The sequence below is a fragment of the Aquincola tertiaricarbonis genome (assembly GCF_023573145.1).
Classification (GTDB): domain Bacteria; phylum Pseudomonadota; class Gammaproteobacteria; order Burkholderiales; family Burkholderiaceae_C; genus Aquincola; species Aquincola tertiaricarbonis_B.
This window is the reverse complement of the sequence record NZ_CP097636.1, coordinates 670376-691443: the sequence shown is the minus strand read 5'-3', so window position 1 is coordinate 691443 and position 21068 is coordinate 670376. Positions and strand designations below refer to the sequence as shown.

Sequence of the window (21068 nt, the reverse complement as noted above, 5' to 3'; positions counted from 1 at the left end):
TACCGGAGACAAAATGGCTGTTTCTTCGTTCCTCGGCGCTGCCTGCATGGCGGCCTTCGGCGCCCTGCTCGCCCTGCCTGCCAGCGCGCAGGACGACTGGCCGGCCAAGCCGATCCGCATCGTCGTGCCCTTCGCGGCCGGCGGCACCTCCGACGTGCTGGCCCGCGCGCTGGGCGCACAGCTGCAGACGGCGCTGAAGCAGACGGTCATCATCGACAACAAGGCCGGCGCCGGCGGCGTGATCGGCGCGGACAGCGTGGCCAAGTCGCCGGCCGACGGCTACACCCTGCTGCTGGGCACCATCGCCACCCACGCCATCAACCCGGCGCTGCTGCCCAAGATCCCGTACAACGCCGCCAAGGACTTCGCGCCGGTGATGCTGCTGGGCAGCATCAGCAACGTGCTGCTGGTGGGCCCCGAGCAGCCCTTCAAGACGGTCAAGGACGTGGTGGCCGCGGCCAAGAGCAAGCCGGGCACGCTGCAGTTCGCCTCGGCCGGCCAGGGCACCTCGCAGCACCTGTCGGGCGAGACCTTCAAGCTGCTGGCCGGCGTCGACATCACCCACGTGCCCTACAAGGGCAGCGCCCCCGCCATCCAGGACGTGATGGGCGGCCAGGTGCCGATGAGCTTCGAGACCGCGCTGGTGGCGCTGCCGCAGATCAAGGCCGGCAAGGTGAAGGCGCTGGCCGTGACCAGCGCCAGGCGCAGCGCGGTGCTGCCCGACGTGCCCACGATGCAGGAGGCGGGCATCGCCGGCTTCGACGTGGCCAGCTGGCAGGCGCTGTACGCACCGGCCGGCACGCCGCCGGCCATCGTCAACAAGCTCAATGCCGAGCTGGCCAGGATCATCGCCCAACCCGACACCAAGGCCCGCATGGACGGCCTGGGCCTGGAATACTCGCCCAACACGGCCGAGCAGTTCGCCGCCTTCCAGCGCGGCGAGCAGGCCAAGTGGGCCAAGATCGTGAAGGACGGCAACGTCAAGGTTGACTAGACAAGTGAAGCCCGACACCCCCTCCGCGGCGCGCGCGCCGCTGCTCATCTCGATGCACCCGCGCGACAACGTCGCCATTGTGGCCAACGATGGCGGCCTGCCGCCGGGCACGGTGCTGCCCTCGGGGCTGGTGCTGCGCGACCAGGTGCCGCAAGGCCACAAGGTGGCGCTGGTGGACCTGGCCGAAGGCGATGCGGTGCGCCGCTACGACGTGGCCATCGGCTATGCCGCCCAGCCCATCGAGGCCGGCCGCTGGGTGCATGAACGCCTGCTGCGCATGCCCGACGCCCGCTCGCTGGACGACCTGCCGATGGCCACCGTCCAGCCCGAGCCGCAGCCGCCGCTGGAAGGCTTCACCTTCCAGGGCTACCGCAACCCGGACGGCTCGGTGGGCACGCGCAACATCCTGGCCATCACGCAGACGGTGCAGTGCGTGGCCGGCGTTACCGACTTCGCGGTGCAGCGCATCAAGGCCGAGCTGCTGCCGCGCTACCCGAACGTGGACGACGTGGTGGCGCTGGAACACAGCTACGGCTGCGGCGTGGCCATCGACGCGCCCGATGCCGTCATCCCCATCCGCACGCTGCGCAACATCAGCCTCAACCCCAACTTCGGTGGTGAGGTGATGGTGGTGAGCCTGGGCTGCGAGAAGCTGCAGCCCGAGCGGCTGCTGCCACCCGGCAGCATCGCGCTGGTGGACGAGCGCAACGTGGCCGACGTGGGCACCACGGCTGAGCCGCGGCTGGACGTCACCTGCCTGCAGGACGAGGCGCACGTCGGCTTCATGTCGATGATCGACGCGGTGATGCGCCAGGCCGAGCTGCACCTGGAACGCCTGAACCGCCGCCGCCGCGAGACCGTGCCCGCCAGCGAGCTGGTGGTGGGCGTGCAATGCGGCGGCAGCGATGCCTTTTCGGGCGTCACCGCCAACCCGGCGGTGGGCTACTGCACCGACCTGCTGGTGCGCGCCGGCGCCACGGTGATGTTCTCGGAAGTGACCGAGGTGCGCGACGGCATCGCCCAGCTCACCGCCCGCGCCACGACGCCCGAGGTGGCCGAGGCCATGGTGCGCGAGATGGCCTGGTACGACGCCTACCTCGCCCGCGGCCGCGTGGACCGCAGCGCCAACACCACGCCGGGCAACAAGAAGGGCGGCCTGTCCAACATCGTCGAGAAGGCGATGGGCTCCATCGTCAAGAGCGGCAGCGCGCCGATCTCGGGCGTGGTGTCACCGGGCGAGAAGGCCACCACCCGCGGCCTGCTGTACGCCGCCACGCCGGCCAGCGACTTCATCTGCGGCACGCTGCAGATGGCCGCCGGCATGAACCTGCATGTGTTCACCACCGGCCGCGGCACGCCCTACGGGCTGGCCCAGGTGCCGGTGATCAAGGTGGCCACCCGCAGCGACCTGGCGCGGCGCTGGCACGACCTGATGGACGTGGACGCCGGCCGCATCGCCACCGGCGACAAGACCATCGAGGAGGTGGGCTGGGAGCTGTTCCACCTGATGCTGGACGTGGCCAGCGGCCGCAAGACCTGGGCCGAGCACTGGAAGCTGCACAACGCGCTGGTGCTGTTCAACCCGGCACCCGTGACCTGAGCCGGTAGCCCGGCCCGGTGCCTCAGTCCGGCTTGATGCGGGCCCGCGCGATCACCGGCTGCCAGCGCCGCTGTTCCTCGGCGATGAAGCGGGCGAACTCCTGCGGGCTGCTGCCCACGGCAATCGCCGAATCGTTCGACAGCCGCTCCAGCGCGGCCGGTTCCTTCACCGCGCGGGCGGCGGCCGCGGCCAGCTTGTCGGCATAGGGTGCCTGCAGGTTGGCCGGCGCCATCAGGCCGTACCACTGCGTCATCTCAAAGCCGGGGAAGCCCTGCTCGGCCACGGTGGGCACATCGGGCAGCTGCGCGATGCGCTGCGTGGTGCCGGTGGCAATGCAGCGCAGCTTGCCCGCCTTGATGAACTGCAGGATGGCCGGCGCGCCCACCGCCGCCGCGTCCAGCCGGCCGGCGATCAGGTCGGTGAGCTGAGGGCCGGTGCCGCGGTAGGGCACGTGCAGCACGAAGGTGCCGGTGGCCGCCTTCAGGTACTCGAAGGCCAGGTGCCCCGCGCTGCCGTTGCCGGCCGAGCCGTAGTTCAGCCGCCCGGGCTTGCTGCGTGCCAGCGCGATGAAGTCCTGCAGGTTCTTGACCGGCAGGTCGGGGTGCACCACGTACAGGCTGGGCACCTTGGCCAGCAGCGAGATCGGGCGGAAGTCGCGCACCGGGTCGTAGGGCAGCTTGGCAAAGATGTACGGGTTGACCGCCAGCGTGCCGATGTGGCCCAGCACCAGCGTGTGCTGGTCGTCGGCGCGGGCCACTTCGGCCATGGCCACGTTGCCGGCGCCGCCGGGCTTGTTGTCGACGAACACCGACTGGCCCAGGCTCTTGGTCAGCTCGGCCGCGGTGGCGCGGGCCACGATCTCGGAGCTGCCGCCAGGCGCGAAGGGCACCACCAGCCGCACCGCATGGCTGGGCCAGGTGGCCTGGGCGCGCACGGCGGCCGGCAGGCAGGCGGCGGCCCCGGCGCCGGCGGCCAGCTTCAGCAGCTGGCGACGCGGCAGGCCGGGCATGATGTCGAGCGTGGTACCAAGCACGGTAGCGGGCAGGGGTTCGGTGCGGGGGCGATGCAGGCTCATGGGCCAAGGGTAGCGGCTCCACCTGACACGCCGCCCGCGCACTTATCGGGATGCCCGCCGCCACGGGGCCGGCGTATCCTCGTCCGCCCCGCCCGGCACGGGGACGAAAGGACGGCATGAATGCTTCCCCGGACCGCCGCCTGCGCTGGCGGTGCATCCCCCTGATCGGCTGCCTGGCGGCCACCCCACCGGCCTGGCCACAGGCCACGCCGCTGGTGGCGCCCAACCCGCCCGCCGACAGCGCGCCCGCCGACACGCCACGGCTGCGCGTGGCCGGCTTCCGCGTGCAGGGCAACAGCCTGCTGCCGGCCGCCCAGGTGGACGCCGCGCTGGCGCCCTACACGGGCGAGCGCAGTGCCGAGGAGCTGCAACGCGCGGCCGCCGCGCTGCAGGCCTTGTACGCCCAGGCCGGCTATGGCGGCGTGGTGGCCTTCGTGGCGCCGCAGTCGGCGGCCGATGGGGTGATCACCATCACCGTGGTGGAGGGCCGGCTGGCCCGGGTGGGTGTCACCGGCCAGCGCCAGTTCAGCGAAGGCAACGTGCGCGCCAGCCTGCCGGCGCTGACCGAGGGCCAGACGCCGCGGCTGAACCTGCTGGACGCGCAGATCACCATGGCCAACGAAAACCCGGCCAAGCAGTTGCAGCTGCTGTTACAGCCCGGCGCCAACCCCGGCGAAACCGATGCCCGGGTGGAGGTGGCCGAGCAGCCGGTGCGACGCTGGACCGCCACGCTGGACAACCGCGGCAACCAGCGCACCGGTCGGCTGCGCGCCAGCCTGGGTTGGCAGCACGCCAACCTGAGCGACCGCGACGACGTGCTCACGCTCAATGCCCAGACCGCGCCCGACAAGCCCAGCGCCGTGAAGGTGCTGAGCGGCAGCTACCGGCTGCCGCTGTATGCGCAGCGCAGCTTCGTGGACGCCTATGCCGCCTGGTCCGACGTGGACGGCGGCACCACCAGCACCGTGGCCGGCGCCCTGAGCTTTGCGGGCCGCGGCCGCCTGGCCGGCGTGCGCGGCACGATGCTGCTGCCGCGCTGGGGCGAGGCCGACCAACGGCTGGCGCTGGCCCTGGACTACCGCGCCTACCTCAACAGCTGCGAGATCGCCGGCCTGCCGCCGGGCGCCTGCGGGCCGGCGGGTGAAAGCGTGTCGGTGCAGCCGCTGTCGCTGGAGTATTCGCTGCAGCGGGCCGGTGCCGTGGCCTTCGGCCTGGCCGTGGGCCTGCACCACAACCTGCAGCTGGGCGGCGGCCATGGCCGCAGCAGCCAGTTCGAGGCGGTGCGTGCCGGCGCCGAGCCCCGCTTCACGGCGCTGCGCGGCACCTTCTTCGTCGGCGGCCAGCCGCTGGAAGGCTGGGACCTGCAGCTGCGGGCCGCCGGCCAGTTCACCGACGACGCGCTGGTGCCCGGTGAGCAGTTCGGCATTGGCGGCGCGGCTTCGGTGCGCGGCTACCGCGAGCGTGAAGTGGCCGGCGACCGCGGCCTGCAGGCCACGCTGGAACTGGCAGGCCCCGAGCTGCTGCGCAGCGGCGGCGGCGCCACGCTGCGGGCGCTGGGCTTCTTCGATGCCGGCTGGGTGGCCAACCGCGGCGGCCTGCCCTGCGCCACCGACCGCGACGACTGCAGCCTGCGTGCCCTGGGCCTGGGGCTGCGCGGCAGCCTGGGCCGCTGGCAGGCGCAGCTGGTGCTGGCCCAGGCCTTGAAAGCCGCGCCGCAGACCGACCGCCACGACCTGCGTGCCCACGTGGCCGTGAGCACGAGCTTTTGAGCATGCCCGACGAGGTGACGACGATGCGAAGCACATCCCCGCGCAAGCCGGCCCGTCGGCCGCAACCCCATCCACTGGCCGCTGCGCTGGCGCTGTGCCTGGCCGGGCCCGCGGCCCCTCAGGCCCAGGCTCAGGCCCAGGCGCAAGCCCTGCCCAGCGGCCTGCAGGTGATGCAGGGCCAGGCCGCGGTGGACACCGCCGGCGGGCGCATGACCATCACCAACAGCCACAACGCCATCCTCAACTGGCGGTCGTTCTCCATCGGCGCGCAGCAGTCGGTGCACTTCAACCAGGCCAGCAGCGCCAGCCAGGTGCTCAACCGCGTCACCGGCACCGACCCCTCGTCCATCCTGGGCAGCCTGTCCAGCAACGGCAAGGTGTGGCTGCTCAACCCGCACGGCGTGCTGTTCGGCGCCGGTGCGCGGGTGGACGTGGCCGGGCTGGTGGTCTCCACGCTCAACCTGGCCGATGCCGATTTCCTGGCCGGCCGCTACCGGCTGGGCCCGGCGGCCGAGGCACTGGCCGGTGAGGGCCGCATCGTCAACCAGGGTGAGCTGCGCACCGCCTCCGGCGGGCGGGTGGCGCTGCTGGCGTCGGCGGCCGGCGTGGCCAATGAAGGCCTGATCGAAGCGCCCGGCGGCCAGGTGCTGCTGGCCGCGGGCCAGCAGATCGAGCTGGTGGACACCCAGGCACCCAACCTGGCGCTGCGCGTCACTGCGCCGGCGGGCGAGGCGCTGAACCTGGGCCGGGTGATCGCGCCTTCGGGCCGCATCGACGTGCAGGCCGCCATCGTCAACCAGCAGGGCGTGATGCGCGCCGATGCGCTGGCCGTAGGCCCGGGTGGCGAGCTGGTGCTGCAGGCCACGCAGCAGGTCAACCTGGCCGCCGGCAGCCAGACCACGGCCCAGGGCGGTGCGGGCGGTGGCCCCGGCGGCCGCATCACGCTGGACGCCGGGCCGCAGGGCACGGCGCTGGTGGCCGGCAGCGCCGCCGTGACAAGCCCGCAGGGCACGGGCGGCACGCTGCAGCTGCTGGGCCGGCAGGTGGGCGTGCTGGACGGCGGGGTGCTGGACGCCTCGGGCCGCACCGGCGGCGGCCAGCTGCTGGTGGGTGGGGGTGCGCAGGGGGCCGATCCGGCGCTGCGCAACGCCCAGGCGGCGTACATCGCGCCGCAGGCCACGCTGGCGGCCGATGCCACCGGCCTGGGCGATGGCGGCCAGGTGGTGGTGTGGTCCGACCAGGCGACGCGGGCCTATGGCCGCTTCAGCGCGCTGGGCGGGCCACTGGGTGGCCACGGCGGGCTGGTGGAAACCTCGGGCGGCTGGCTGGACGCGCGGCCGGCCAGCGTGCGCGTGCAGGCGCCGCGCGGGCGCGCCGGCACCTGGCTGCTGGACCCGAACGACATCACCATCGTGCCCGGCAGCGGCGACACCAACATCGGCAGCGGCCCCGACTTCAGCAGCACCGACGACGGCGCGCAGATCAGCGCCACCACCATCGAGAGCGCTCTGCAGGCCGGCAACAACGTCAGCATCACCACGGGCACCGGCGGCAACGACAGCCAGGCCGGCGACATCCTGATGCAGAACGTGACCATCAGCCCGGTGCTGTCCACGCCGGTCACGCTGACGCTGAACGCGCACAACCACATCCAGCTGCGCGACAGCAGCGTCAGCGCCAGCGGCGTGGCCCTGGGCATCACGCTCAACGCGGCCAAGGACGGCGGTACCGGCTCCATCTTCGTGTCCAACACCACGCTGGACAGCAACGGCGGCAACATCGTGCTGGGCGGTGGCGGCATCGCCAGCGGGCCGCAGGGCAGCGCCGGCTTCAGCGCCGCGGTGGGCGCCGACCCCGATTTCCCGAGCGGCATCCACCTGCGCAGCAACAGCCTGCTGCAGGCGGGCAACGGCAGCATCACGCTGCGCGGCGCCACGGTGGAAGAAGGCAGCTTCAACGCCGGCGTGCTGGTTGAGGACAACAGCAGCGTGCAGGCCCGCGACATCGTGGTGCAGGGCTGGAGCAATGGCGGGCTGCTGCGCACCGGCGTGCACCTGTCCAGCGGCACGCTCATCGCCACCCACTCGCTGCGGGTGGAAGGCACCGCGCTGGCTGCCACCGACCCCGGTGGCAGCAACCCCTCCAACCCCAGCCTGGTGGCCGGCGTGCTGGTGAACGAGGCGCAGCTGATCGTGCAACCGCCCGCGGCCGACAGCAGCGCCTCGCTGGCGGTGCAGGGCACGGCCACGCTGTCGGGCAGCGCTTCGGCCGGCGGACGCGCGGTGCTGGGCTTCGGCGTGAGCCTGGCGCGCAACGGCATCGGTGCCAGCGGCGGCCAGCTGCGCGCCACCAACGGCGCCAGCCTGTCGGTCGAGGGCACGCTGGACTCGGCCGATGGTGGCTATGCCTTGCTGGTGGCGGCGTCCGACTACGGCGGCGACATCATCGATGCGGCCGGCGCCTCATCGCTCACGCTGACGGCCAATGGCGCCGGCCAGCGTCTGGGCATCAGCGGCGGCAACGTCGTCACGCCCACGGGGGGGCCTGCCACCATCGTCTCGGCCGGCGGCATCGACATGGTGGACGAGTCGGGCGGCTTTTCCGCCTCCATCAACGGCGGTGCCAGCAGCCTGCTGATGCAGGCGCAGGATGACCTGCTGCTCACCGGCGGCAGCGCCGTCAACTTCAGCGGCAGCAACACCGCCGTCACGCTGCAGTCCACGGCCGGCAGCATCGGCCTCAGCGGCGCCCCTTTCGTGGCCAGCGGCGGCACGGTGCGGTTGCTGGCGCCCGAGGTGTCCATCGCGGGCAGCAGCACCCTCAGCGCCGATGCCAGCGGCGATGCGCTGGTGGTGGCCGGCAGCGGCGGCGCCAACGTCACCCGCTTCCAGCACACCGCAGCCAGCCCCGCCTTCAACACGCCCAACGGCCGCTGGCTGGTGTACGCCACCGAGCCCGACAACGGCGACTTCGACGCCGGCTCCCTGGTGCACGACTTCCGCCAGTACGACGCGGTGTACGGCCGCGCGCCCACGGTGCTGGGCAGCGGCAACGGCCTGCTGTTCTCGGTGGCGCCCACGCTGGCCCTCAGCGGCGCCGTGAGCAAGGTGTACGACGGCAACACCACGGTGCTGCTGTCGGCCGCCGAGGTGCAGGCCGGCACCGGCAACCTGGCCGGCGATACCGTGACCGTGGGCAGCGGCGCCGGCACCTATGCCGATGCGCACGTGGGCAGCAACAAGGCGGTGACGGTCAACCCCTCGCTGATCACCGCCACCGACGCCAGCGGCAAGCCGGTGTACGGCTACCGCCTGGGCGCCGTCACCGGCGAGATCACGCCGCGCAGCCTGAGCGTGGCTGGCCTGCAGGTGGCCGACAAGGTGTACGACGGCCTGACCGACGCCAGCGTGAGCAGCAGCGGCCTGGTGGGCCTGGTGCCCGGCGAGAACCTGCAGCTGCGGCTGGACGGCCGCTTCAGCGACGCCAATGCCGGCACCGGCAAGGCGGTGGCAGTGGCCATCGGCCTGGCGGACGGTGCAGCAGGCACGGGTGGCAGCGGGCTGGCCAGCGACTATGTGCTGGCCACCACCAGCGCCAGTGCCACGGCCAGCATCACGCCCCGGCCGCTGACGCTGGCTGCGGTGGCCGACGGCAAGACCTACGACGGCAGCGATGCGGCCACGGTGCGGCTGTCGACGATCAGCGGCCTGGTGAGCGGCGAGCAGCTCACGCTGGGCGTCAGCGGGCGCTTCAGCGATGCCAACGCCGGCAGCGGCAAGACGGTGCAGGTGGCGGTGAGTGCCGCCGACGGCAGCGGCGGCCGGCTGGCCAACTACCAGGTGCCCGGCACGCTGGCCACCACGGCCGACATCGACCTGCGCACCCTCACCTACACCGCCACGCCGGTGAGCCTGCCCGCGGGCAGCACCCTGCCCGGCTTCACCGGCCAGGTCGGCGGCTTCATCGAAGGCGAGAACCTGGCCAATGCCACCACCGGCACGCTGCGCTTCAGCAGCCCGGCCACAAACGCCTCGCCCGCCGGCAGCTACGCCATCGAAGGCGGCGGCCTGGCCGCGCTGAACTACCGCTTCCAGCAGGCCGCCGCCAATGCCACGGCGCTGACGCTGCTGCCGGTGACGGTGCCACCACCGGCCCCGCCGCCCGCGCCTATTGCGGAGGCAACGGCTCCGCTGCAGCAATCGACCCCGGTGGAGCTGGCCGTGGCGCTGGCCACGCTGCTGCCCGAACCCACGCTGCCCACGCCGCTGGCCAACCGCACGCTGGACGCCACCCAGGCGCTGGCGCCGCAGACCGCTGCCACCGGCAGCAGCCCGCGCTTCGGCACGGTGCAGGTGGGCGCGATGTCGCAGGACGCCCTGGCGGCGCTGCTGGCTTCACGTGATCGCCTCAAGCAGCAGATCTTCGCGCAGGCGCTGGCCGAGCTGGCGGCCCGGCCGCAGGCTGCCGACGTGCCGGCCTGTGCGACCCCCGCGCAGGCCGAGACGGGCCTGTGCATGATCACCGTGAAGCAGCGCGACGAGATCCGCGCCGCCCGCCAGGCCCGGCTGCAGCAGGCCGGGGGTGTGGAGGCCGACAACGCGCCTTCGCCGGCGCCCGCCCCCGCCGCAGCGCCCGGCGTGAGCCCGCCCCCGGCCCCGGCGCAGGTCCAACGGCCCGAGGCGGCCCCACCGCTGTTCCCGGTGCGCGCCGCGGTGCGCAGCGCCGCCCTGCCGCAGATCCAGCGCAAGCTGGCGGTGCTGATCGGCACCGACCGCTACAGCGACAGCCGCATCCCGCAGCTGGACAACGCCGCCCGCGACGCACGCGCCGTGGCCGCGATGCTGCAGTCGTCGCTGGGCTACGAGACGCTGGTGATCGAGAACGGCAGCAAAGACACGGTGATGCGCACGCTGAACCGGCTGGCCACCGAGGTGGGGCCCAACGATTCGGTGGTGCTGTACTACGCCGGCCACGGCGCGGTGGTGCCCACCACCGGCGAGGGCTACTGGCAGCCCGCCGATGCCGATGCCAACCGGCCCGAGACCTGGATCAGCAATGCCGACATCGGCCGCGCGGTGGAACGGCTGGGCGCCACGCAGGTGGCCTTGATCTCGGACAGCTGCTACTCGGGCACGCTGGTGTCCGATGCCCGCATCCGGGCCACCACCGCGGCGCTGGACCCCACGCAGGTGCTGTCGCGCCGCACGGCGGTGGTGATGTCCTCGGGCGGCAATGAGCCGGTGTTCGACGCCGGCAAGGAAGGCCACAGCACCTTCGCCTGGAACCTGATGCGCACGCTGCAGCAGGTGCCGACCTGGCAACCCGGCGGCAACGTGTTCGAGCGCGTGCGCTTCGCGGTGGCACGCGAACTGCCCCAGCGCCCGCAGTACGGCGCCTTCTCGAACAGCGGCTACGCGGCGGGGGCGGACTACCTGTTCGAGAAGCGCGAGCTCACCCGCTGACTCAGCAACGCGCCCCGCGGCCGCCGCCCGGCCGCTCCGAAGGCGGCCGCGCCACCCTCCCGGATCGGGATAGGGGCGGCCCCAGTGGGGCCGACCCCTCCCACACCACCCGGCATGCGGGTCCGCACCGGGCGGTTCGGGACGTTGAGGTGGGCGGCTTGGGAGGATCAGGTCATGCCAAGCGCGGCACGCCCAGCCGGTCGAAGTAGGCGATGGTCAGGACGTTGTTCAAACAGTGGTGGCTGCCTCGCCACCAGCGACCGGTGTGTGCCGCCGCAGCCGCAGCCTGTGGGTGAGTCGCGCCCAGCCGCCGCATTTCGCGGTACACGGTAGCGACGTTCTTCCACTGCTTGAACTGGATGGCACGCAACCGGTGCCGCAGCCATTGGTCCATGGCCGCAAACACCCGCGGGGTCTGCGCCAGCCGGAAGTACGCCTTCCAGCCCTGCAGATATTCCCTCAAGCCCTGCGCCACATGCTCCAGGCTGCAGCCGCTGTGCCGCCGCGTGAGTCCGCGCAGATGCTGACGCAGCTGCGCCAGTACCGGCCGGGCCACCCCGATGCGCACACCGTCATCCACCCGCCGGCCTCGCTCGGTCGGGTCTTGCCACAGGCAGTAGCCCAGGAACTTGCGTCCCCAGACTTCGCCCACGGCCGTCTTGGCCTCGTTGACCTTCAGTGCCAGCCGCGCGTAGTGCTTGCGCAGCCCTTGCAGTACCCGCTCGCCAGCCTTTCGGCTCTTGACGTAGACATTGCAGTCGTCGGCATAACGCACGAACCGATGGCCCCTGCGTTCCAGCTCTCGATCCACTTCGTCCAGCAGCACGTTGGCCAGCAACGGGCTCAGTGGCCCGCCTTGCGGCGTGCCCTGCGTCCGCGGGCTGACCACCCCCGCTACCATCGTCGGTGCCTGCAGATACCGCCGGATGAGCCGCAGCACCCGCTTGTCCGCAACGTGCAGACTCAGCCTGTGCATCACGATGTCGTGATCGACCCGGTCGAAGAACTTCTCCAGGTCCACATCCACCACGACGTCGTAGCCTTCCTGCACGTACCGCTTGGCCTCGACCACCGCCCCATGCGCGCTGCGCCCCGGCCTGAAGCCGTGGCTGTGCTCGCTGAAGCAGGGGTCGATCAGCGGCTGCAGTACCTGCAGCAGCGCCTGCTGGATCAACCTGTCGACCACGGTCGGTATGCCCAGTTCGCGCTCACCACCGCCCGGCTTCGGGATGCTCACCCGCCGTACCGCGCTGGGGCGGTAACTGCCGTCGAGCACGCTCTGCCGGATGGCGGGCCACGCGCCCTGCAGCCACACCGCCGTGTCCTGCACCGTGCGTCCATCGACGCCAGCGCCTCCCTTGTTGGCCTTGATGCGTTTCCACGCCGCGGCCATGTTCGCTCTGGCCAGCGCCTGCCCCAGCAGGTCGTCGGCCCCCGGGCCCGTCAGATCGCAGCGCGCCGGCCGTGCTTCATCGCTGCGCGCGCTCGCCGCGGCTTCACCGCCACTCGCCCCGCGCCGCCGTGCCCGGCCTGTCGGCCTCGCACACGTCTGATGCCTTGCACTTCCAAGCGCCACGCCTTGCAGCCCTCCGTCTCGTTCAGCCCTTCACCGCGCTCACCGCGCCGCTACTACGGCATCTGCTGACTTCTCGCTCCGGCATAGGCCGTCGCCCTTTCAGGCACGAGGCGAGATCTCCCCAGGTAAGAACACGATCCTTCGACCGCACAACCGCCGCATCTACGCCGCTTCGCCTTGACCACCAAGGCTTCGCCGTTCCCTGCCGGCTCGCCTCGCTCCACGGCGCCTCCTATGCGGTTCTTGTTCATCGGCTCGCGGCCATCGCTACATGCTTCCTCCCCACGCTCGGTCACCCTCACGCAGTTGCACTTCACTTCGCTCACGGTGGTCCGCTCGCGCGAGGACTTTCACCTCGAAGATCGTGCCCATGCTGGGCACACAGGGTGGTCCCATGTACCCATGGGACCGGGTGCTCCATTCACCGATTGGTGACGATGGTCACGCGGCGGTTTTCCGGCGCCTCGGGGCGGGCGGGGTCCACCAGCTCGGTGGAGCCCTTGCCCTGCGGCGCCAGCCGCTCGGGCAGCACGCCACGCACGTTCACCAGGTAGTCCACCACCGCCTGCGCGCGCAGCTGCGACAGCTTCATGTTGCGGTCGGCCTGGCCGCGCGGGTCGGCATGGCCTTCCACGCGGAAGCCGAAGCCGGCCAGCTTGTCCGACTGCAGCGCCTTGGCCACCGTGTCCAGCGTGGCCCTGGCCTCGGCCGTCAGCTCGGCCGAATCGGTGGGAAAGGTGATCAGCAGCGAAGCCTTGCCCGGCGCTGCCGGCTTGTTGCTGGGCGGGCGCACCGCGGGGCGGAAGCCGCGTGTCTTGGCATCGGCCGGCGGTTCCGGCGGCTCGATGGCCAGCGCGTCCACCAGGGCCGATTCGGTGACGTCGCCACCGCGCAGCATGGGTTCGGGGGCCGAGGCGCCGGCCGCGGGCTGTGCGCCCGCCAGCGCGGCGGTGCCGGCCAGGGCCGCGGCGCACAGCCACCGGCCCAGCGTGTATGAAGTCATGTGGCATCCCCTACGGCCGGGGCCCGCGCCCCGGCGGGGGCGGCCGCAAGCCAGAAACCCCAGTTTAGGGTGCCGCCGAGCCCACCCAATCGTCGTTCAAGCGCTGCCACAGCACGTGGTCGCGCCAGTCGCCGTCGATCATCAGGTAACGCGGCGCCAGGCCCACGCGGGTGAAGCCCACCCGCTGGATCAGCGCCAGGCTGCGGTCGTTCTCGGGCCGGATCGCCGCCTCGATGCGATGCAGCCGGCCGCGGCGCGAGAACATCTCGGCGATGGCGCACGCCAGCGCGGCGGCCATCACGCCCCGGCCTTCCAGGCCCTGGTCCACCGAGTAGCCCACCGACGCACTCTGGAAGGGCCCGCGGGCCACGTTGGAGAAGTGGATGCTGCCCACCACCCGCGAAGGCGCGTGCGGCTCGATCAGCCAGTAGCGGAAGGCGGTTCCCATGCCGAAGGCCAGCGTGCTCTGCATCAGCCGTTCGGCCTGCACCTCGGCGCTGTCGAAACCGGGCGGCGAAGGCGGGTCCCAACGGCTGAAGTGGGCCACGTTGCGGCGGTAGTAGTCGGCCACCGCCGCGGCCTGCACGAAGGTCGAAGCGACGAGTTCCACATGAGCTGTGGACAAACGCACGGATGGGCCATCGAAGCCGGGCGTGGTGGGCACTTGCATGACCGGATTGTCATTCAAGCCCCGGGAAAACGGCCCTTTGTTGATGAAAAGCGCAATGGCGCATTGGCGTTTCGAGGCTGTTTCCCAAGGGCCTCGATCTCTAAAGTTCATCCCATCGACAGGGCCACGACGACAGCGCAGTGCCCCCGCCGACGAAACCGACTCGACAACACATTCACTTGAAGGAATCGTCATCATGAACACCAAGACCCGCATCGCCTCCGCCCTGGCCGCCTCCATGATCGCCCTGCTGGCAGCAGGCACCGCCAACGCCCAGGTCTACGGCGACACCGGCGGCTACAACGTGCCGGAGCTGCAAGCCAAGAGCACCAAGACCCGCGCCCAGGTGCAGGCCGAGCTGCAACAGGCCCGCGCCAACGGCGAACTGGCCGTCCACGCCGAGGGCTATGACTTCGCCGCCCGCAACACGACGGCCTCCACCAAGACCCGCGCCGAAGTGCAGGCCGAAGCCGCCAAGGCCTTGAAGTCGGGCGAAGCCTCGGCCTTCGGCAACTACACCCGCGGCTGAGCCGCACTTGTCTAGGCAAGCCGGCGACTGTTTCGATTTACGCAATGACCCATTGACCGGGCTCCGCTTTTTCTGAACAGCCGCCTTGCCTAAAGTCCTTTCCATCGACGGCATGTCCCGTCGACCTCTCGGAGATAGAACATGAACACCAAGACCCGCATCGCTTCCACCGTCGCCGCTTCGCTGATCGCCCTGCTGGGCTCGGCCGCTGCCAACGCCCAGGTTTACGGCGACACCGGCGGCTACAACGTGCCGGAACTGCAAGCCAAGAGCACCAAGACCCGCGCCCAGGTGCAGGCCGAGCTGCTGCAGGCCCGCGCCAACGGCGAACTGCGCACCACCGCCGACGGCTACGGCATCGTCGACCGCGTGGCCCCGACGCAATCGGCCAAGACCCGCGACGAAGTGCGCGCCGAGACCCTGGAAGCCATGAAGAACGGCAACCTGAGCCAGGGCAACAACGGCGAGTACTCGCGCGGCTGACCCTGCGGGGCTGCGGCCCCGGCGAACAGTGCTCAACCTGACGCCGCACGGCTGGCCCGTGCGGCGTTTTGCGTTTGGTGCACGGCGTGTTGTGCCCCGCACTGTTCCTCTTCCTGCAACAGCCCATTCGACACCGCGCCATTTATCTGTCGCGACCGCGGGCCTAAAGTTGACTCCATCAACCAAACGGAGAACACCATGAACGCCAAGCACTTCGCCGCCGCCGCCGTTGCCGCCTCTTTCGCACTGCTGAGCACCGCCAGCTTCGCGCAGTCGCACCCCGGCGACCTGTATGGCTACGACCTGGCCGTGCAGAAGGTCGAATCCACCAAGACCCGCGCCCAGGTGCAGGCTGAACTGGCGCAGGCCCGTGCCAAGGGCGAGCTGCGCACCGATGCCGACGGCTACGGCTACCTGCAGCAGCGCGCCACCGCCTCCACCCGCACCCGCGAGGAAGTGCGTGCCGAAACCATCGAGGCGATGAAGCACGGCAGCCTCAGCCAGGGCAACGCCTCGATCTACTCCCGCGGCTGACGCCGCCCACCATCATGAAGACCGCTCTCATCTTCGCCGTCGCCACCCTGGGCTTTGCCGTCAGCGTGGCCTGGGCGGCCGAAGCCCCGCCGCGCACCGAGCTGCCGCTGCAGCCTGCCCGCATCAGCGCCCCGGCCGCCACCGCACCGTCGGCCCGGACGCAGCGTGCGCCCGCCGCCCCTGCGGCGCGCCCGCAATCCGTTGACCAGCGCAGCCCGGCCACCCCCGGCAGCGCCGCGCCCGACACGCTGTGCGCCTGCACCGGCGGCGACCACTTCGCCTGACGCCGACAAGGCTCGGCTGACAGCGGCAAGAATCCGGGCATGCATGCATTGATGTCGCTGTTGGTCGAGCACGGTCTGTGGGTGGTGTTCCTCGTCACGCTGGCCGCCCGCGCAGGTGCCCCGGTACCGGCCGCGCCGCTGCTGGTGATGGCCGGCGGGGTGTCGATGGCGCCCTCCCTGCCCTCGGGGGCCGCCTGGCTGCTGGCCCTGGGCGTGGCGGTGCTGGCCAACCTGGCCGGCGATGCGGTCTGGTTCGCAGCCGGCCGACGCTACGGCCACCGGGTGATGGGCCTGCTGTGCCGGCTGTCGCTGTCGCCCGACTCCTGCGTGCGGCAGAGCGAGTCGCTGATGGCCCGCTGGGGCGGCAGCGCACTGCTGGCCGCCAAGTTCGTGCCAGGCGTCTCGGTGGTGGCCGCGCCGATGGCGGGTGCACTGGGCATGTCGGTGCCGCGGTTTGTCGCTTTCGACGTGGTGGCCGGTGCCATCTGGTCGGCGCTGTTCCTCGGGCTGGGCGCGGTGTTCAGCCAGCAGGTGGACGCGGTGCTGGTGTACCTGGCCGACGCCGGCCTGGTGGCCGCCGTGGTGGTGCTGGGCGGCGCGGCCGGCTTCGCCGGCTGGCGCTGGTGGCGCCGCCGCGCCTTCCTGAAGTCGCTGGCCATGGTGCGCATCAGCGTCGACGAGCTGCATGCCCTGCTGGGCGCCGCCGGAGCAGGTGAGGCAGCGCCGCTGCTGATCGACGTGCGCTCGGGCACCGCCAACCAGCTGGACCCGCGGGTGATTCCCGGAGCGCAGCGGGTGGCGCTGCCCGACATCGCGGCCCATGCCGCGCGGCTGCCGCGCGACCGCGACATCGTGCTGTACTGCAACTGCCCCAACGAAGCCTCGGCCGCGGTGGCCGCCCAGCGGCTGGCGGGCAAGGGCTTCACCCGAGTGCGGCCGCTGGCCGGCGGGCTGGAGGCCTGGGCCGCAGCCGGCCACCCCGTGGCGGTGGTCTGATCCGCCTGCGGCCAGCCCGTGGGCACCGCCACTGCTGCATTGCACAATCGGCCCCCAGCCACCAGCACCAGGGGAAGCCGCATGCGCCGAGTCGTGTTCAACCAGAAGGGGGGCGTGGGCAAGTCCACGATCACCTGCAACCTGGCCGCCATCGGCGCGCAACAGGGCCTGCGCACGCTGGTGGTGGACCTGGATTCGCAGGGCAACACCACCCACTACCTGATGGGCGCCGCCGCGGCCGATGGCCTGGGCGATGGTGCGGCCGAGTTCTTTGAGCAGACGCTGAAGTTCAGCGTGCGGCCGCCGGCCACCACAGACTTCATCGTGGCCACGCCCTGGGAGCACTTGAGCCTGATGCCGGCCAGCACCCACCTGGACGAGCTGCACGGCAAGCTGGAGTCGCGCTACAAGATCTACAAGCTGCGCGACGCGCTGGCCGACCTGGCCGATGAGTTCGACGCCATCTGGATCGACACGCCGCCGGCGCTGAACTTCTACACCCGCTCGGCGCTGATCGCGGCCGAGCGCTGCCTGATCCCGTTCGACTGCGACGACTTCTCCCGCCGCGCGCTGTACGGCCTGATGGAGACGGTGCAGGAGATCCAGGCCGACCACAACCCGGGCCTGCAGGTCGAGGGCATCGTGGTCAACCAGTTCCAGCCCCGCGCCAGCCTGCCTCAGCGCACGGTGCAGGAGCTGATCGACGAAGGCCTGCCCGTGCTGCAGCCCTACCTGAGCGCCAGCGTGAAGATCAAGGAATCCCACGAGCAGGCCCGCCCCATGGTGCACCTGGACCCGCGCCACAAGCTGACGCAGGAGTTCGTGGCACTGCATGGGGCGTTGGAGGAGTAGCAAGCGCGCCCAGCGCTAGCACTTCATGCTATCGTTTGGACGGTGAACGCCCGACACCGAAAGACGTTGTCTGCCCTCTTCGCCAAGCCCACGTCGGCATCGATCGTGTTTGCCGACATCGAGGCCCTGGTCAAAGCCTTGGGCGGCACGGTGACCGAGCGGGAAGGATCACGCGTCAGGATCGAGTTGGCTGGCCAACAGTGGCGCTGCCATCGGCCACACCCCGGTAAGGAAGCCAAGCGCTACCAGGTGGAAGAAGCCCGCGAGTTTTTCGAGCAAGCAGGAGTACGTCCATGAACACGATGACCCACGGCGGTTACACGGCGCGCATCGAGTTCGATGAGCGCGACAACCTCTTCGTCGGCCGCATCCTCGGCTTGCGCAGCATCATCAGCTTTCACGGCGAAACGGTGACGCAATTGCGCCGCGAGTTCGCCAGCGCGGTGAAGGACTACCTGCAAGACTGCGCCGAGCAGGGCGTGGAGCCCGAGAAGCCCGCCTCGGGCAAGCTGCTGCTGCGCGTGCCGCCGGAAATGCACAGCCGCGCCCTGGTGGCCGCCCAAGCCAAGGGCAAGAGCCTGAACCAGTGGGCCACCGAAGCCCTGCGCGATGCGCTGGAGCACTGACCATCACGTGTACACCTCCACCTTCACCTTCCTGCCCGGCGACTACGACGAGGCCTTCCATGCGCTGGACCGGGTGATCGCAGAGGTCGCGCGGAGCATCCCCGGGTAACTGGGCGAAGAGGCCTGGGACAACGCGGCAACCGGGCTGGTGTCCAATGTGTATTACTGGGATTCGATGGAAGCGCTGCAGGCGCTGATGCAGCACCCGGCGCACCTGCAAGCCAAGCAGGCGCAATCGCGGTGGCTGAAGGGCTATCAGGTGGTCATCGCCCAGGTGCTGGGCAGCTACGGCGACGGGCGCATCGCGCATCCGCTGGCGGGTCACGACGGGACGGGCCGCTGATCGCCCCCTACCACTTCGCCGGATCGACCTGGTAGTAGCCGCGCAGTTCCTGGTACAGCGCCGGGTGTTCGGCGGCCAGGCGCCGGGGCTGCTCGAAGAACACCTCGGTGGCCACCGCGAAGAATTCGGCCGGGTCGGTGGCGCCATAGGGGTCGAACAAGGTGGGCTCGCCTTCGGCCAGGCGCTGGCGCAGCTGGCCGAAGGCCTCGCCCAGCACCCGCGACCAGCGCTCGTAGTGGCGGCGGCCGCTCAGCGGCGGCGCACCGTTGGCGGTGCCGGTGATCTGGTCGAGCTGGTGCGCGAATTCATGGATCACCACGTTGTGGCCATCGTCCGGGTCGGCCGCGCCCTGCAGCGCATCGGCCCACGACAGCAGCACCTGGCCCTGCGACCACGATTCGCCCGACAGCACCCGCCGGTCGTCGTGCTGGACGCCGGCACCCCCAGGCCGCACGCGGTCGACCACGAAGGCGCCGGGGTACAGCAGCACCTGCCGCAGCTCGGTGAAGGCCGCCCGCGGCCGGTTGAGCAGCAGCAGGCTGGCCTGGGCGGCAACGGTCACGCGCATCTCGTCGGTGACCTCCAGCCCCTGGCAGCCGATGATCGGCACCTCGGCCAGGAAGACCTGGATGCGCTGCTTGAGCTGCAGCTGCAGGTCGGCCGGCAGCCGCCGCACCAGCGGCACGCGCCGCCGCAGGATGCGGCGCCACGCGGCCGGAAACGGCTGCGCCCGCCAGCGCCGGCGCCGCTGTTCGCGCCACCAGGGCTGGCCCAGCAGCCAGGCCGCCAGCAGCAGGCCCGCCAGGGCCAGGAAGATCATCGCCATACAGCGGCCAGTGTGCGCGTCAGGCGCCCGCAGCGTCCCAGCTGCCGCCCAAAGCCCGCACCAGTCCGACGGTGGCCTGGTACTGCGCGGCCCGCACCTGCAGCGCCTGGCGGCGGTTGCGCAGCTCGGTGCGCTGGGCGTCCAGCAGGTCGAGCTGGCTGATGTAGCCGTTGCGCCAGCGCGTGCCCGACAAGGCCGTGGCCCGGCTGGCCGAGGCCACCGCGCGCGACTGCGCCTCGGCCTGGTCGGCCAGCAGCCGCAGCGCGGCCAGCTGGTCTTCCACGTCGCGGAAGGCGACCAGCACCTGCTCGCGGTAGCCGGCCAGGGCCGCGTCCAGCTCGGCGCGGGCGCTGTCGACCCCGGCCTGGCGGCGGCCGCCGTCGAACACCGGCAGCGACAGCAGCGCACCCACGCCCCAGCTGCGCATCGACCACTTGAACAGGTCGCCGAGGTCGGAAGACGCCTGCCCCGCACTGCCGGTGAGCGACACGCTGGGGAACCAGGCGGCCTGCGCCGCGCCCACCCGCGCCTGCGCGGCCAGCATGCTGCGCTGCGCGGCGGCCACGTCGGGCCGGCGCTGCAGCACGGTGCTGGGCACGCCGGGCGGCACCACCGGCAGCCCAGCGTTCCAGTCCAGCGGCGGCAGCTGGAAGCTGGAAGCCGCCTCGCCCACCAGCACCGCCAGTGCATGCTCGAGCGTCGCCCGGCGCTGGTCCAGCGCCAGCGCCTCGGCCTCGGTGGCGGCCACCTCGGCCCGCACGCGGACGACGTCCAGCTCGGCGATGTCGCCGGCCTGCTGGCGGGCTTCGGTCAGGCGCAGGGTGTCGCGGTAGGCGGCCACGGTGTCGCGCACCAGGGCGCGTTCTTCGTCCAGCGTGCGCAGCGCCAAGTAGGTCTGCGCGGTCTCGGCCTGCACCAGCAGCCGCGTGCTCTGCAGCAGCGCCGCACGCGATTGCGCATCCAGCTCGGCCGCCTGGCTGGCGCGTGACAGCCGGCCGAACAGGTCCAGCTCGTACTGCAGGTTCACCCCCACGCTGGCCACGGTGTTGGCCGGGCCGTTGTTGGTCAGGCCCGCCTGGCGCGACACGCCGGCGCCGACACCCACCTGCGGCGAACGCGCACTGTCGGTCTGGCGGGCCAGGGCCCGCGCCTGCTGCAGCCGCGCCGCCGCCTGCTGGATGCTGGTGTTCTGCTCGGCGGCCTGCGCCACCCAGCGGTTGAGCTCGGCATCGCCGAAGCTCTTCCACCATTCACCGCGCGGCTGCGCGTCGGCCGGCCGGGCCTGGGCCCAGCGGCCGTCGGTTTCCTTGAAAGCGGCAGGGGTGGCCGGCAGCAGCCGGTCTTCCACCGGCGGCAGCGGCATGGCGCAGCCGGCGATCACCAGCGCGGCCACCAGCGGCAGCAGGCGCAGCCAGGGATTCAGAGTCTTGTTCATGTGGTTCTCCG

General features: G+C 71.5%; 18 protein-coding genes and 1 pseudogene. 13 read left to right on the top strand and 6 right to left on the bottom strand.

The features are described from left to right. The first annotated feature begins 13 nt into the window (after window positions 1-13). Together MW290_RS17390 and garD are read left to right on the top strand one after the other, a co-directional pair. Window positions 14-994 (top strand): Bug family tripartite tricarboxylate transporter substrate binding protein, encoded by a 981-nt coding sequence (locus MW290_RS17390; protein WP_250198964.1) that lies wholly within the window; start codon window positions 14-16, stop codon window positions 992-994. Window positions 995-1046: 52 nt separating this feature from the next. Beyond that, window positions 1047-2594 carry a galactarate dehydratase gene (garD, locus tag MW290_RS17385; RefSeq protein WP_250200038.1) on the top strand — a complete coding sequence of 516 codons (1548 nt, stop codon included), beginning with the start codon at window positions 1047-1049 and terminating at the stop codon, window positions 2592-2594. A gap of 22 nt (window positions 2595-2616) precedes the next feature. Here the strand turns inward: garD and MW290_RS17380 are convergent, their stop codons facing one another. Continuing rightward, complete coding sequence (locus MW290_RS17380) at window positions 2617-3603, bottom strand: Bug family tripartite tricarboxylate transporter substrate binding protein (protein WP_250200037.1); 987 nt, start codon at window positions 3601-3603, stop codon at window positions 2617-2619. A 182-nt stretch (window positions 3604-3785) separates the two neighbouring features. Between MW290_RS17380 and MW290_RS17375 the strand changes: the two genes are divergently transcribed. Together MW290_RS17375 and MW290_RS17370 are read left to right on the top strand one after the other, a co-directional pair. Next, on the top strand, window positions 3786-5438 hold the full coding sequence (locus tag MW290_RS17375) for a ShlB/FhaC/HecB family hemolysin secretion/activation protein (protein WP_250198963.1): 1653 nt from the start codon (window positions 3786-3788) through the stop codon (window positions 5436-5438). Window positions 5439-5461: 23 nt separating this feature from the next. Continuing rightward, complete coding sequence (locus tag MW290_RS17370) at window positions 5462-10900, top strand: YDG domain-containing protein (RefSeq protein WP_250198962.1); 5439 nt, start codon at window positions 5462-5464, stop codon at window positions 10898-10900. Between the two features lie 172 nt (window positions 10901-11072). On the opposite strand, the gene ltrA is transcribed toward MW290_RS17370, so the two are convergent. From ltrA to MW290_RS17355, 3 genes are all read right to left on the bottom strand, one after another. Continuing rightward, on the bottom strand, window positions 11073-12293 hold the full coding sequence (gene ltrA / locus MW290_RS17365) for a group II intron reverse transcriptase/maturase (RefSeq protein ID WP_375142818.1): 1221 nt from the start codon (window positions 12291-12293) through the stop codon (window positions 11073-11075). 604 nt (window positions 12294-12897) lie between these two features. Next, on the bottom strand, window positions 12898-13479 hold the full coding sequence (locus tag MW290_RS17360) for an OmpA family protein (RefSeq protein WP_250198961.1): 582 nt from the start codon (window positions 13477-13479) through the stop codon (window positions 12898-12900). A 64-nt stretch (window positions 13480-13543) separates the two neighbouring features. Then, window positions 13544-14149, bottom strand: coding sequence for a GNAT family N-acetyltransferase (locus MW290_RS17355; RefSeq protein WP_250198960.1), 606 nt, complete (start codon window positions 14147-14149; stop codon window positions 13544-13546). Between the two features lie 196 nt (window positions 14150-14345). On the opposite strand from MW290_RS17355, the gene MW290_RS17350 reads away from it, so the two are divergent. The 9 genes and pseudogenes from MW290_RS17350 (at window position 14346) to MW290_RS17310 (ending at window position 18796) form a co-directional block, all read left to right on the top strand. Then, complete coding sequence (locus tag MW290_RS17350) at window positions 14346-14678, top strand: DUF4148 domain-containing protein (RefSeq protein WP_250198959.1); 333 nt, start codon at window positions 14346-14348, stop codon at window positions 14676-14678. A 141-nt stretch (window positions 14679-14819) separates the two neighbouring features. Beyond that, on the top strand, window positions 14820-15161 hold the full coding sequence (locus MW290_RS17345) for a DUF4148 domain-containing protein (protein ID WP_250198958.1): 342 nt from the start codon (window positions 14820-14822) through the stop codon (window positions 15159-15161). Window positions 15162-15359: 198 nt separating this feature from the next. Then, a complete protein-coding gene (locus MW290_RS17340; protein ID WP_250198957.1) occupies window positions 15360-15695 on the top strand; it encodes a DUF4148 domain-containing protein in 336 nt (111 codons plus the stop codon). Between the two features lie 14 nt (window positions 15696-15709). Continuing rightward, complete coding sequence (locus MW290_RS17335; RefSeq protein WP_250198956.1) at window positions 15710-15979, top strand: hypothetical protein; 270 nt, start codon at window positions 15710-15712, stop codon at window positions 15977-15979. A gap of 39 nt (window positions 15980-16018) precedes the next feature. Then, complete coding sequence (locus MW290_RS17330) at window positions 16019-16975, top strand: rhodanese-like domain-containing protein (RefSeq protein WP_250198955.1); 957 nt, start codon at window positions 16019-16021, stop codon at window positions 16973-16975. Between the two features lie 81 nt (window positions 16976-17056). Further along, on the top strand, window positions 17057-17827 hold the full coding sequence (locus MW290_RS17325; RefSeq protein WP_250198954.1) for a ParA family protein: 771 nt from the start codon (window positions 17057-17059) through the stop codon (window positions 17825-17827). Window positions 17828-17869: 42 nt separating this feature from the next. Further along, a complete protein-coding gene (locus tag MW290_RS17320; protein ID WP_250198953.1) occupies window positions 17870-18124 on the top strand; it encodes a type II toxin-antitoxin system HicA family toxin in 255 nt (84 codons plus the stop codon). Further along, complete coding sequence (locus tag MW290_RS17315; RefSeq protein ID WP_250198952.1) at window positions 18121-18453, top strand: type II toxin-antitoxin system HicB family antitoxin; 333 nt, start codon at window positions 18121-18123, stop codon at window positions 18451-18453. Before MW290_RS17320 ends, MW290_RS17315 begins: the two co-directional genes overlap by 4 nt. 7 nt (window positions 18454-18460) lie before the next feature. Beyond that, window positions 18461-18796, top strand: a pseudogene (locus tag MW290_RS17310) (antibiotic biosynthesis monooxygenase family protein). Between the two features lie 7 nt (window positions 18797-18803). Here the strand turns inward: MW290_RS17310 and MW290_RS17305 are convergent. Further along, on the bottom strand, window positions 18804-19622 hold the full coding sequence (locus tag MW290_RS17305; RefSeq protein WP_250198951.1) for a M90 family metallopeptidase: 819 nt from the start codon (window positions 19620-19622) through the stop codon (window positions 18804-18806). Window positions 19623-19641: 19 nt separating this feature from the next. Further along, complete coding sequence (locus MW290_RS17300; protein ID WP_250198950.1) at window positions 19642-21057, bottom strand: efflux transporter outer membrane subunit; 1416 nt, start codon at window positions 21055-21057, stop codon at window positions 19642-19644. Window positions 21058-21068: the final 11 nt, after the last annotated feature.

Coding starts and splice junctions, on each gene's coding strand:
- MW290_RS17390 (WP_250198964.1), top strand. CDS start 14: ATGGCTGTTTCTTCGTTCCTCGGCGCTGCCTGCATGGCGGCCTTCGGC.
- garD (WP_250200038.1), top strand. CDS start 1,047: ATGCACCCGCGCGACAACGTCGCCATTGTGGCCAACGATGGCGGCCTG.
- MW290_RS17380 (WP_250200037.1), bottom strand. CDS start 3,603: ATGCCCGGCCTGCCGCGTCGCCAGCTGCTGAAGCTGGCCGCCGGCGCC.
- MW290_RS17375 (WP_250198963.1), top strand. CDS start 3,786: ATGAATGCTTCCCCGGACCGCCGCCTGCGCTGGCGGTGCATCCCCCTG.
- MW290_RS17370 (WP_250198962.1), top strand. CDS start 5,462: ATGCGAAGCACATCCCCGCGCAAGCCGGCCCGTCGGCCGCAACCCCAT.
- ltrA (WP_375142818.1), bottom strand. CDS start 12,293: ATGGCCGCGGCGTGGAAACGCATCAAGGCCAACAAGGGAGGCGCTGGC.
- MW290_RS17360 (WP_250198961.1), bottom strand. CDS start 13,479: ATGACTTCATACACGCTGGGCCGGTGGCTGTGCGCCGCGGCCCTGGCC.
- MW290_RS17355 (WP_250198960.1), bottom strand. CDS start 14,149: ATGCAAGTGCCCACCACGCCCGGCTTCGATGGCCCATCCGTGCGTTTG.
- MW290_RS17350 (WP_250198959.1), top strand. CDS start 14,346: ATGAACACCAAGACCCGCATCGCCTCCGCCCTGGCCGCCTCCATGATC.
- MW290_RS17345 (WP_250198958.1), top strand. CDS start 14,820: ATGAACACCAAGACCCGCATCGCTTCCACCGTCGCCGCTTCGCTGATC.
- MW290_RS17340 (WP_250198957.1), top strand. CDS start 15,360: ATGAACGCCAAGCACTTCGCCGCCGCCGCCGTTGCCGCCTCTTTCGCA.
- MW290_RS17335 (WP_250198956.1), top strand. CDS start 15,710: ATGAAGACCGCTCTCATCTTCGCCGTCGCCACCCTGGGCTTTGCCGTC.
- MW290_RS17330 (WP_250198955.1), top strand. CDS start 16,019: ATGCATGCATTGATGTCGCTGTTGGTCGAGCACGGTCTGTGGGTGGTG.
- MW290_RS17325 (WP_250198954.1), top strand. CDS start 17,057: ATGCGCCGAGTCGTGTTCAACCAGAAGGGGGGCGTGGGCAAGTCCACG.
- MW290_RS17315 (WP_250198952.1), top strand. CDS start 18,121: ATGAACACGATGACCCACGGCGGTTACACGGCGCGCATCGAGTTCGAT.
- MW290_RS17305 (WP_250198951.1), bottom strand. CDS start 19,622: ATGGCGATGATCTTCCTGGCCCTGGCGGGCCTGCTGCTGGCGGCCTGG.
- MW290_RS17300 (WP_250198950.1), bottom strand. CDS start 21,057: ATGAACAAGACTCTGAATCCCTGGCTGCGCCTGCTGCCGCTGGTGGCC.